9 protein-coding genes are annotated in these 12,653 nt (G+C 51.3%); 1 reads left to right on the top strand and 8 read right to left on the bottom strand.

Going from position 1 to position 12,653, the window contains the following annotated elements; genetic code table 11:
• Positions 1-9: 9 nt before the first annotated feature.
• The 5 genes from H511_RS22690 to H511_RS0105650 form a co-directional block, all read right to left on the bottom strand.
• On the bottom strand, positions 10-1,653 hold the full coding sequence (locus tag H511_RS22690) for a ShlB/FhaC/HecB family hemolysin secretion/activation protein (RefSeq protein ID WP_051287921.1): 1,644 nt from the start codon (positions 1,651-1,653) through the stop codon (positions 10-12).
• A 393-nt stretch (positions 1,654-2,046) separates the two neighbouring features.
• Positions 2,047-3,240, bottom strand: a complete 1,194-nt coding sequence (locus H511_RS0105665) for an acetate/propionate family kinase (protein WP_027251430.1) — start codon at positions 3,238-3,240, stop codon at positions 2,047-2,049.
• Positions 3,241-3,511: 271 nt separating this feature from the next.
• A complete protein-coding gene (locus H511_RS0105660) occupies positions 3,512-4,177 on the bottom strand; it encodes a CatB-related O-acetyltransferase (RefSeq protein ID WP_027251429.1) in 666 nt (221 codons plus the stop codon).
• Positions 4,178-4,318: 141 nt separating this feature from the next.
• Positions 4,319-5,512, bottom strand: a complete 1,194-nt coding sequence (locus H511_RS22685) for a tetratricopeptide repeat protein (protein ID WP_051287919.1) — start codon at positions 5,510-5,512, stop codon at positions 4,319-4,321.
• A gap of 181 nt (positions 5,513-5,693) precedes the next feature.
• A complete protein-coding gene (locus tag H511_RS0105650) occupies positions 5,694-6,119 on the bottom strand; it encodes an organic hydroperoxide resistance protein (RefSeq protein ID WP_027251428.1) in 426 nt (141 codons plus the stop codon).
• Between the two features lie 126 nt (positions 6,120-6,245).
• Between H511_RS0105650 and ohrR the strand changes: the two genes are divergently transcribed.
• Positions 6,246-6,698, top strand: a complete 453-nt coding sequence (gene ohrR, locus H511_RS0105645) for a transcriptional regulator OhrR (RefSeq protein ID WP_027251427.1) — start codon at positions 6,246-6,248, stop codon at positions 6,696-6,698.
• 60 nt (positions 6,699-6,758) lie between these two features.
• Here the strand turns inward: ohrR and putP are convergent, their stop codons facing one another.
• The 3 genes from putP to putA form a co-directional block, all read right to left on the bottom strand.
• Positions 6,759-8,255 (bottom strand): sodium/proline symporter PutP, encoded by a 1,497-nt coding sequence (gene putP, locus H511_RS0105640; protein ID WP_027251426.1) that lies wholly within the window; start codon positions 8,253-8,255, stop codon positions 6,759-6,761.
• A 192-nt stretch (positions 8,256-8,447) separates the two neighbouring features.
• The gene (locus H511_RS0105635) at positions 8,448-9,149 is read right to left on the bottom strand and encodes an aldehyde dehydrogenase family protein (protein ID WP_027251425.1); all 702 of its coding nucleotides are present in this window, start codon (positions 9,147-9,149) and stop codon (positions 8,448-8,450) included.
• 29 nt (positions 9,150-9,178) lie between these two features.
• Entirely contained in the window at positions 9,179-12,289 is a 3,111-nt protein-coding gene (gene putA / locus H511_RS0105630) for a bifunctional proline dehydrogenase/L-glutamate gamma-semialdehyde dehydrogenase PutA (RefSeq protein ID WP_027251424.1), read from the bottom strand.
• Positions 12,290-12,653: the final 364 nt, after the last annotated feature.

Raw genomic sequence — 12,653 nt, 5'->3', positions numbered from 1 at the left:
CGGAAAAATTCAGAATCTCAGTGAAAAACGGTAATTCAGGCTATAATCATCCGCCGACATCCAGGAAGGATGTTCGATGGGCCAGCCCGCCAAAACAGTGCTCTGGTAAACGCCCGACTGCGCACGCAGCCCCACCGCCCCGCCGGTTAAGTGACCCCGTTCAAAGGGGTCGGTGTTGTCGGGATGTATCGCCCCGGTATCGAGCGCAATATTCAGATCCAGTTGCCCCAGATAAGGCCATTGCCCCAGGTGGTAGTTCAGGTCGTTACGCCAGTAGTAGCCGGCGTCTCCCGACAGCGATTGCCCTTGAAAACCACGCACCGAATATTCGCCACCGATACTCAATCGCTCACTGCCGGGCAATGACTTGGCGGCAATTTGGGTAAACAGCGTGGTCGAGAACGACCAATCCGGCGACAGGGGATAGGTATAGTTCACCGTGACTGTGCCCTTATTGAATTCCTCATCCGGACTGCCGGGAACAGTGCGATAGCCGGGAATGGCCAGTCCGCGCTCATATAAGGGCGACATCGTCAGAAACCCGCCAGCCAGCCGCGTGCTGTGTTCGGCGGCAAGCGTCACCGACGCGCGTTCATTACTGCTGCCGTTCAGTAAAGTTTTGTCGATAAAATTTTTCTCGTGGTCATACCCGAGCACCACCCGAAGTGAAGACTTACTGATACTGTCGCGATGAAATAACCATTGGCTATCGAGTGCGTGCCTTTGGGTTTTACCGCTGGATTCGAACGAGAAATTCTGGCTGTTTACCGTGGTCAAATAATCGCTGTAGGCGTACTGGTAGTTCAGGGTCCAGTAACCGAACGGCATTCCCCATCCCAGCTGCAGGCTCTGGCTGTCCCGGCTATCGACAAATTCAGCACTTTTGGCACCGGACAGGCTCCAGCTCTCGTAAAGCCCTAAAAGATCTTCAGCCACCAGCGTGACGGAGAGTTGCTCCTTGCCTGTGCTGTCCTGCCCTGAATTGCTGTAACCCAGCTCGCCCCGCCACCATACGCCCGCTCTGGCCTGAATATCGACCAGACTGAAACCGGGCCGGGTGCCGGGCAGCATTTGCACCGTCGCGTTATAGCGGGACAAACGGTTCATTTGATCCAGCGTCTGCTCGACATCCCGCAAATTTAAAATCCGGCCACTTTCCCCGGGGAAAAGGAGCTGCAAACCGGATGATGGCATGCCGTTTTCCTGCAGGCTTTCCAGCTTGCCTTCCAGCACGTCGACAACCAGTTCACCATTGGAGAGATTCTGCGGTAACAGCACTGCCCTGGACGTCACATAAGCCTTGTCGATATAGGTGTTAGTGACGATTTTCAGCATATTGTTGATGGCTTTAATGCCGATGCAGTCTCCGGCTCTGAAATCGATCGCCGCCAGTAAAATCTCTGTCGCGATATGTTGATTGCCGCGCAGCGTCAGCTTTTGAATTACAAAACATTGCGCATCCTGAGCTGGCAGGACAGGTGCTGGCAGTGGCAAGGCTTGCAACTGCTCTATCGCCTGTCGGGATGCCTCAAGCGATTGCAGGCGTTTTGCCTGCTCAGTCTCAATATCACTTTTTACCGCAGGGGAAAGCAGGGCGGCAGAAGAAGAGAAAGCAATCAGAGAGAAACAGATCGAAGCAAAACGAATCAGCATAGCACCAACATAAATAACGATATAAATGTGCGATCCTGCCTTCAATCAGCCGGTGATGTTGATGAAAAATAAATACCATCAGCCTCTCTACCCCCATGTTTTGCACCGATTTCTGCATCCGTTTCTTTACTGAACAAAAACCGGCAAACAATCACAGGACAAGCCAATACACACACTGAAAAGAATGAGCACAACTTATTTGAAATGTGCATCGCTCACGTCAGGAAATCGCTTTCAGTAGTGGCGACAATTTATTCAGCGACATTAAATTGACACACCTTTAACAAGGACTGAAAGATCTGAATAAAAAACAGGCAATGACATATAAACGGCATAAAAAACGGCCCTGAGCGAAACTCAGGGCCGTTTTTCAGAAAAGAAAAGGATGTTCAATCAGGCATGCAATAGCGCCATGGATTCTCTGGCGATCACCCATTCTTCATTGGTTGGAATCACCATCGCCATAGGAGTATTAGGTTTAGTGATCACGCCTTTTGCGCCGAAGCGGGCGTTCGCATTACCGGTGGTATCTTCGCGGTAGCCGAAAATTTTCAGATACTTAAGCACTTCACTGCGCACTGGCAGGGAGTTTTCACCGATACCGCCAGTAAATACGATGGCATCCAGTTCGTCCAGCGCCACCATGTAAGAGGCAATGTATTTCGCCACCCGGTAAGTAAAGATTTCAAACGCCAGTTTCGCACCGGCATGACCTTCTTCCATGGCTTCAACAATGCCGCGGCAGTCGCTGGTTAAACCAGAGACACCCAGGAAGCCCGCTTCTTTGTTCAGCGTCTGCTGCACCTCAGCCTGACTCCAGCCTTTGTTGATCAGGAAATCCACAATACCCGGGTCTAAATCGCCGCAACGGGTGCCCATCATCAGACCGGCGGTTGGGGTAAAACCCATACTGGTATCAACACTCTGGCCATTACGCACCGCACAAATCGAGGCGCCGTTGCCTAAATGCACGGTGATCACATTGGTTTTTTCTGCCGGTTTGCCCAGCTGTTTAGCCGCTTCCTGGCTGACAAAGAAATGGCTGGTGCCGTGAAAACCATAGCGACGGATACCAAAGTCCTGATAGAGCTTCTGAGGCAACGCATAGCGATACGCTTTGGCCGGCATACTTTGATGAAAGGCGGTGTCGAACACGGCGTACTGCGGCAGGTATGGGAATGCACTGATGGCCGCGCGAATGCCGATAACGTGCGCCGGGTTATGCAGGGGGGCCAGCTCGCTCAGCGCTTCAATCTCAGTCAGCACATGTTCATCGATTTTCACGGTTTCACTGAAACGCTCGCCGCCATGGACCACACGGTGGCCGATGGCAATGATGTCCTGCTTCAGGCCCAGTTCATCGAGCAATAGCACCAGACGATCAATCGCCTGCTGATGGTGATTGCCTGTCGCTTCCAGCGCAAAGCTGGACTTCTCGCCGTCATATTTCCAGCTGACAGAGGCATCGCTGAGACCGAAACACTCCCCCAGCCCTGTCAGTCTTGCATCACCGCTGACGGCATCGATCAAAGCAAATTTAAGCGAAGAGCTTCCGGAATTAATAACGAGTACAAGTGAATGGCGCATGGGGATTCCACCAGAAGATTGTCGGCTGATTTGGCACTCAGTGCCCCCTGACAACAGATGTTGTCGGCACAGATGCTAAGAAATTGATGTGGAGCAACAGATTCATAGCATCTTGTGCTGCACCATAATACTCAATTTTTTTTGAATGATTCAACACAATATTCAAATTTAATGTAAAAACACAAAATTTTTTGTAAGGAATTAAAAAACTGAGCAATAGTTCAACAAAGAGAAGATGTGTACATCCGCTGATACGTCTCTGGCAAAGCGCTTAGCTTGCCTCAGACGAAGACAGATACCTCTGGTACATAGCCTCAACGTCATTGCTGCACATCACATCCATATTGGCTTTCAGCATCGATAATGGCCAGTCCCACCACTTCATTTCCAGCAGCTTGGCCACCTCGCTGTCGTTAAACCGTGACTTAACGACTCTGCCAGGATTGCCGACCACAACACTGTAAGGCGGGACATCTTTGGTGACCACTGCCCGCGCACCGATCACTGAGCCATCACCTATGTGTACGCCCGGCATAATGACGCATTCGCTGCCGATCCAGACATCATTGCCGATAACCGTATCACCCGCTCTGGCAAAGCCGGCTTTGACTTTGTCGCCAAATTCACTCACCTCAAACGGGTAAGACGATATCCAATCGTGTCTGTGTCCCTGATTACCTGCCAGCATAAAAATGGCACCCGAAGCGATCGAGCAGAATTTACCTATAATGAGTTTATCCACCTCACCAAAAATACCGGATTCCCACACCGCTTTGGTGGAGTGATCGCCCATCAGGTAACGCACGCAATGATCTTCAAAATGCTTGTCGTGGTAATAGCCGGAATAGTAAGTAAAGTCCCCGACAATAATGTTCGGGTTAGTCACTTTTTTATTCAGCTCGTAACCACCAAGCCAGGAAGGAAAGATAGTCGCCATCATTACCTCATACTCAAAGATGCGCAAAAAAACTGCGACTTTTTATGTCAGTATACTGTAACTGTCTGGAAGCAGCCGCGCTATGCTGTCACCCAACTAAGACAACAACGCAGCAACGGCTGAAAATGGCAGAGATTTCGCTTATGCGGATGGCACAGACTCAGTGGTGATCATTTCCCCGCTCCAGTCTTTTTTTGCGGTATTTTGTGAACCGTTACCCTGCCCGGCCGCAGAAAGGCCAGGATTCGTTTGCACCACTGAATCCACATCAATGTCTTCACTAATGCGGCCCAGAGCGGCATCCAGCTCAGCATCGGTCGGACGGTATTTAGACCTGTCATACACTTTGTCGAGCAGATCCATGGTGGAATGCACCGGCACCGGGGGGTTGTGCAGTAATTTATAAATCTGTTTAGCCACTTTCTGAACATTCAAAATTGACTCAATGCCGACATGCTGAACCGCCGTATCCCGCTCTTTTTTGGCATCCAGATATCCCGAAGCAAACGCCACAGAAAACCAGATATACGCAACGGCGGCATCGGTCACATTGGTAACTGGCTGATCATTGTTCAGATGCATTTTCCCGGCCAGATACTGTGCTTCCAGATTACCGAGTTCGGCCGCTTTTTCCAGCCAGTAGATGGCTCGCCGGCGGTCTCGTGTCGCGCCCACCCCGGTCTGGAAACAGTAGGCAACTTTAATACAACCCATGGCATCGTTATTCACGGCCGACTTTAAACGCCAGAAAAAGGCACGACGCGGCGATGGAGTCGGATTCGACTCCACCACGTACCAGTCACCCAGAAACAGCTGCGCCGGCACATATTCCATTTCAGCCGCTTTGATCAGATGGCCGACACCCGAGGTGGTATTCATCGCAGTACCATAGCCTCGGATCTCGTAACGACCGAGCTCAAACAAAGCTTCAGGTTCATTGTTGTTGGCTTTGACCAGACATTCCCAATAACGCGACTTGGCTTCGCCGTGAGGATCATCGACATCCTGACGACTTAACCGTGCCAACGCATTCTGTCCGATTTCATTCCCTAGTTCAGCAGCTTTCTGGTACCAGCCTAATGCCACACGGAGATTGCCAATTTCATTTTCCTTCGCTAACGATAAAATGCTGGGAATATGACCTGACTGTGCCTTTTTGACTTTTTCTTCGTGTTCAACAGCCTTTGCCTGTTCTAATACCTGTCGGTATTTTTCATCCTTGAGGGCCTGCTCTCTGGCTGCCTCACGAACGTCTTTCATCAGTGCAAAATACCGGGAAACCGCCACAATCAGCAATACAATGCCCAGGCAAACGCCTAAACCGAGTTGTGACATAACCCCTCTTAAAACAAATCTGTATTCTTTGTAATAACGGCATTTTGGGATAAATCTAAAGTTATATTTTCTCTGATTTTGAAGCTGGTCAGATCAGGGCACCAAAAACAGTATAAAAATCCCGGTTTCAGCAGAGATTCTGCGAAAACCGGGACAGAAAAATAGCCAATGTCTGTGACGCTTAATCCAGCGAAATGCCGTTCACAGTCAGGCTGACTTCCACATTACCGCGTACGGCATTGGAGTAAGGGCACACCTGATGGGCTGACTTCACCAATTCAATGGCTGCTTGATCATCCATTGCCAGTTCAACGGACAAATCAACCGCTAATGCAAAAGCGCCACTTTCTTTAGCCAGTAACCGAACCTTGGCTTCTGTCGGGGCTTCACGCAAGCCCAGTTTCTGAAGACCCGCAATATGCAATACTGCATTTGAGAAACAAGCCGAGTAACCCGCAGCAAAGAGCTGTTCTGGATTCGTGGCCTCCCCGCTGCCGCCCAGTGCTTTGGGATAGCTCAGCGAAACATCCAGCAAACCATCATCACTCTTCACCTGACCATTGCGACCGGCGCTTGCTTTTGCGGAAGTGGTATAAATTGTTTTCATCAGATTAACCTCTCACAATTAAGTTGTGTGCAATTTAATTTCACGCAATCTTAGATCGATTTTCAGATCGAACGCAAGTATATTGTGCACAATTTAATTGAACTCTATCTATTCCGGAGATGGAACATGGCCAATTCCACTGAAATACCTGCCCGAGTCACACTGGATGACATGATCTGTTTTTCGCTCTACAGCACCTCTAACGCCATGATCCGGGCTTATCGTCCTCTGCTAGATGCAATCAACCTCACTTATCCGCAATACATAGTGATGCTGGTGATGTGGGAAAAAGAGTGCCTGAGTGTCAAAGCGTTAGGCGAGAAAGTTCATCTCGATTCAGGCACATTGACGCCGCTGCTGAAGCGTCTTGAAGGGAAAGGGCTGGTCAGTCGCAAACGCAGTGAAACGGATGAAAGAGTCCGCGAGATCAGCCTGACAGATGCAGGAAAAGCCTTGCAGCAGAAGGCGCAGCAAGTCCCGGCCTCACTGTTCTGCAAACTGGATATGTCGCTGGAAACCCTCAAAACCCTGAAAGCGACCTGCGATACGCTCTACGCACAACTGTCTGCTGCAGAGTAGCGGATAAAAAAATGCGCAGCCAAAGCTGCGCATTTAGAGAATCAGGGTTTGCTAAAGGGTTTAGTCAAACTCTTTCAGGTTCTTCTCATAGGTATCGAACTGTGCGTGTAATTCAGATGACGCACCACCCGTCATTTTGCTGACCACAATAATGGCAATGGTAGCAAAGACAAATCCGGGAACAATTTCATACATGTCGAAGATACCGCCAGTCAGCTGTTTCCAGATAACCACGGTCAGCGCACCGATAACAATACCTGCCAATGCGCCGTTGCGGTTCATCTCTTTCCAGTACAGGCTCAGCAGCAGAGCAGGACCGAATGCGGCACCAAAGCCCGCCCAGGCGTAAGACACCAGACCCAGTACTGTGCTGTCAGGATTCATTGCCAGCATAAGTGCAATAATCGACAGTACGATAACCGCCACACGGCCAACAGTCACGATTTCTTCTGTTGAGGCGTTTTTGCGGATCACTTGCTTGTAGAAATCTTCAGCCAGCGCAGAAGAGGACACCAGCAACTGGGAGTCAGCCGTACTCATGATAGCCGCCAGAATCGCCGCCAGCAGGATACCGGCCATCACTGGGTGGAAAATCGCATTCACCAGCAGCATGAAGATTTTTTCGCCATCTTCCAGGTTACCGCCCAGCTGGTTATCGGCGTACAGAATACCGACCAGACCCACCAGGATCGCACCGGCCATAGACAGTGCCGACCAAATCACAGCGATGCGACGCGCCGTTGTGATATCACGGTTAGAACGGGTGGCGTTAAAACGCGCCAGGATGTGAGGCTGACCAAAGTAACCCAGACCCCAGGCGGCCAGAGAAATAATGCTGATTGCGGTCAGCGGCTCACCTTTGACGTCGTTAAACAGGGTCATTAGTTCCGGGTTCTTGGCTTCCAGAGCGGCCGCCAGATCACCAAACCCGCCTTGCATCGCAGCAATAGGCACTATCATGAGTGCCGCCGCCATCAGCAGGCCCTGCACCAGGTCAGTCCAGGATACCGCCAGGAAGCCACCAAACAGGGTGTAAGACACCACGCAGAGCGTACCGACCACAACGGCAATTTTGTAATCCATACCGAAGACGGTTTCAAACAACTTACCGCCTGCCACTAAACCTGAACTGGTATAGAAGAGGAAAAACAACAAAATGAAGAAGGCTGAAATTGTCTGAATTAACTTGGAGTTATCTTTAAAACGGTTCGACAGATACTCAGGAATGGTGATCGCATTTTCAGCAGTAATGGTATAGGTGCGCAGGCGTTTGGCACAAATCAGCCAGTTCAGGTAAGTACCTAACAGCAGACCACCTGCCAGCCACAGTGATTCTATACCCGCTGCAAAGGCATAGCCCGGCAGTCCGAGTAACAGCCAGCCACTCATATCCGATGCACCGGCAGACAGCGCCGCTGGCCAGGGTCCTAACGAACGGCCACCAAGAAAGTAATCAGATGAGTTTGCAGTACGTTTATAAGCGTAATAACCGATTGCAAGCATAGCAATCAGGTACACGAAAAACGTGCTTGTGATAGCAAAGCTATTTTCTATCATGTTTGTGTTCCCTCATTATTGTTGCTCCCGTCATTGCAAGAGCTTATTGAATGATGCTGATTTATTCAGCCTCTGTGCTGGCTGGGTTCTGCTCCACCTCGTACAACGTACCTGAGAGTCCTTGTTAAAAAACCGCCAATCCATCGATTGACGGTTCAGGTCACGAGTCACTGGTAACAGTCACCATCAACATTAATGTGTTTCTTCGCCACTCCCCAATTCCAGCAGCGTCGCGTTACCGCCCACCGCTGTGATATTGATGGTACGTGTTCTTTCAGTTACGAAACGCAGCGAATAAGTCGGGCTGCCAATCACAGGATAAGATTCAAAATCCGACTCTGCAATCAGCTGGCCCAGCAGCCCGTCACGGGCGGCTAAATCACGTGACAGCGATAGAGCTGTCTCGCGCTTTCCTGCAAACACCACACCGGCAACACCAGCATGGCGTACTAACACGTCAAGTTCGTTAGTGCTCACTGACTGTACAACACCTTTCGGTATTTCAGCCTTTTCCAATTCAGTGACAATTTGCTGCGCTGATTTCCCGTACCCTTCCGGCAAAGACAAGAGCACAGTGTTACCTGTAACCAGCGCGGCCGTCAGCTGGCCGGCAACGGCCACCAGAGGTGCTGTCGCCTCGGCTGTGACCACAAAGATACCGCGGCCGGCGCAATAGAGTTCATTGGTTTCACCGGTTGGCCCCGGCATTAATTCCGTTTCTGCCACATGCTCGTTGGCATTGCGGCACTGAAACGCCACCATAGCTGCCACATCCGCATCGAGCGTGCTGCTCCACTGAGTCAGCTTGGTAATGCGTTTTTCATAGCCCTGGCCATTCCAGTTTTCCCAGGCTGCATTGCTCTGATCGACGAGCGCTTGAATACTTGTTGTCATCTTTCTTTCCTTCCCAATTCCGGCAGCCATTACGCAGTGAACACATCTTTAGTGAAGCGATACAGGTAGTGCGGTCCACCGGCTTTCGGACCTGTCCCCGACAACCCCTGACCACCAAATGGCTGAACACCCACCACGGCACCCACCTGATCGCGGTTGATGTAGCAGTTACCCACGCGGGCACGGCGCTCGATATGGCTGTAAGTACGCTCGTTACGGCTGTGAACGCCCATCGTCAGACCAAAGCCAGTCTGGTTGATTTGGTCAATCACCTGATCCAGCTCGTTTGCCTTAAAACGCACGATATGCAGAATCGGGCCGAAGTTTTCGTTCTGCAGCACATTGATACCGCGGATTTCAAACGCCGTCGGCAGGACAAAATCACCATGGCTGCAATCCGGGCTTAAGCTTGCCTGCGCCACCATTTTGGCCTGATTTTTCAGCGCGCCAATATGAGTCAGCAATTTATCCTTGGCGGTTTTATCAATCACAGGGCCAACATCCGTACTGTGCAGTTCAGGGCGTCCCACTGACAACTCGGCCATTGCGCCTTTGATAAGCGTGATAATGCGATCCGCCACATCTTCCTGTACAAACAACACCCGCAGCGCCGAACAACGCTGGCCGGCGGACGCAAATGCCGAGCGAACCACATCGCGCACCACCTGCTCAGGCAGCGCCGTACTGTCGACAATCATGGCGTTCTGACCACCGGTTTCCGCGATGAAAGGCACAGGATCGCAATCGCGAGCCGCCAGAGTGCGGTTGATGCGCTGTGCCGTCTCTGTCGAGCCGGTAAAGGCCACACCGGCAATACGCTCATCTGAGGTCAGCACTGAGCCCACTTCCGCGCCACGGCCAGGTACGAACTGGATGACACCCGCCGGTACGCCGGCTTCCAGCATCATCTGGATAGCACGGAAGGCAATCAGCGAGGTTTGTTCAGCCGGTTTACACACCACTGTGTTACCCGCAGCCAGTGCCGCTGATACCTGACCTAAGAAAATTGCCAGCGGGAAGTTCCACGGACTGATACAGGCAAAGACACCGCGTCCCTGATACGACAAGGTGCGCGACTGACCATCAAAAGCGACAACTGATTTGCCCTGCGCAAATTCCGTGGCCGCCTGATGAGAATAAAAGCGCAGGAAGTCGACCGCTTCACGGATTTCATCAATACCGTCCTGAATGGTTTTACCTGCTTCACGATGACACAGGGCAACCAGTTCGCCGGTGTTCGCCTCCAGCAGATCGGCCAGACGCTGCAGGCAGGCACCGCGCTCTGCGGCAGGAGTGCTGGACCAGCCAGGGAAAGCTTGTGCGGCGACATCAATAGCTTTTGCCACCAGATCGCTTGAGGCAAACGCCACTTCGCCGACGGACTCACGACGGTCGTAAGGGGCCGTGACGTGGAAAATATCGCCTGACTGCACTTCACCGTTCACAATAGGGCCGGCCGTCCAGTGGTGCGTTTTGAATGCCTCAACCGAATCACGGAAAGGCGTCCATTCAGATTCGATATCAATATTAATACCGGCCGAGTTCTTGCGGTCGGCACCAAAAATATCTTTTGGCAGCGGAATTAAATGGTTATGCAGCGTCGGACGCGAGCGCAACACATCAACCGGATGCTGCACCAGAGAGTCAATCGGACAGCGCGCATCAACCAGGCGATGGACAAAAGAACTGTTGGCACCGTTTTCCAGCAGGCGGCGCACCAGATAAGGCAGCAAGTCTTTATGACTACCGACCGGGGCATAGATACGCACATTCACACCGTAGATATCCATCACATGGTTATACAGTGCTTCGCCCATACCGTGCAGGCGCTGGAATTCGAAATCACGGTGTGTGGCCATCGCCAGAATGGCAGTGACAGTGTGCGCATTGTGGCTCGCAAATTGCGGGAAAATCAGGCCACGTACATGGGAAGACAGCAGAAAGCGGGCACACGCCAGATAAGAGGTATCCGTTGCCTCTTTCCGGGTATAAACCGGATAGCCCTGATAGCCGCTTTGCTGACACATTTTCAGCTCGCTGTCCCAGTAAGCGCCTTTTACCAGACGCAGCGGGATCACATCGCCTTGCTCTTTACTCAGCGCCGCCAGCCAGGTCAGCACGGGCAGAGCACGTTTCGAATAAGCCTGAATGACCAGGCCAAAACGGCCCCAGCCTTTGACTGTTTCTGAACGGTACAGTTTCTCAAACAGTTTCAGCGACAGTTCCAGACGGTCCGCTTCTTCCGCATCAATGGTGATACCCACATTCAGCGCACGGGCGCGTTTCAGCAGCTCCAGCACAGTGTCGTACATTTCTGTCAGCACACGGCCTTCGTTGGATACATCGTAACGCGGATGCAATGCCGACAGTTTAATGGACACAGTCGGGCAAGGTGATTTGGAATGCTTTTTATTATCCAGACCCACAGCGTCGATGGCTTCAATGTAATCGTTGAAGTATTTCTTGGCATCGTCCTGAGTCAGCGCCGCTTCGCCGAGCATGTCAAAGGAGTAGGTAAAACCTTTATCACGCTTGGCCTGGCCGTTCTTCATCGCTTCGCCGATGGTCCGTCCCAGCACGAACTGGTGACCCATGATTTTCATGGCCTGGTGCATCGCCTTGCGAATAACAGGCTCAGACATCTTATTAGTCAGGCGGTTGATCACCCGGGCCGGGCTGCCATCTTCCTTCGATTCCATGCTGACCACTTTACCGGTCAGCATCAGGCCCCAGGTAGAAGCATTCACAAACAGGGAATCAGAGTTTTTAAGGTGAGACTTCCAGTCTGCCACGCTCAGCTTATCGCGGATAAGCGCGTCTGCAGTGGCTGCATCCGGAATACGCATCAGGGCTTCGGCCAGACACATCAGCAGGATGCCTTCTTTGGTGTCCAGGCTGTATTCCAGCAGCAGGGCATCGATCATCTGGATCGCGGTACGATCTGCGCGCACCTGCTCGATCAGGCGTGTCGCCTTCTCGACAGTGAACTGGCGTTCTTGTTCAGAAGGCTCAGCCAGGGGCAACAGTTGTTCCAGCCAGGCAGATTCTTCTACCGAATATAACGGTGAAATCTGCTGCCATAGTGCATCTAAAGGTTGCTCAATAAAAGATGGCTGAAGGGCATCTGCCGCATTGAACATAGTCATTCCCTCAATATAGTGGACCTGAATAACCATCAACACAGTTTGTCATGTGATTCAGGATAAATGTTACACCAGTGTTACTTTAGCGGGGGATTTTATTTCGTACCTGTCGCCGAGTCTTACCAAAAACTCCGATAATTTATCTAAAAAGTCCGCTTTATAACAAAATTGGACCCAAGTATTTAGCAAAAAATACTGTTTTCTAGTTAATTGATGTAAGAAACAGCAAACAACCGATCCTGATGCCCGATCCTCGCATCCAATAACAGGGAACGTCTTAAAACTGTGGTTGAAAATAGTGAGATAAGCAACTACCGGTCAGAAGGCAACCAGTAACGTCTGTGCTGACAGCTGTGCGAAC

It is taken from the genome of Photobacterium halotolerans DSM 18316 (genome assembly GCF_000425165.1).
GTDB lineage: Bacteria > Pseudomonadota > Gammaproteobacteria > Enterobacterales > Vibrionaceae > Photobacterium > Photobacterium halotolerans.
Note: the sequence above shows the minus strand (reverse complement) of the source record. Positions and strands in the feature narration are given on the sequence as shown.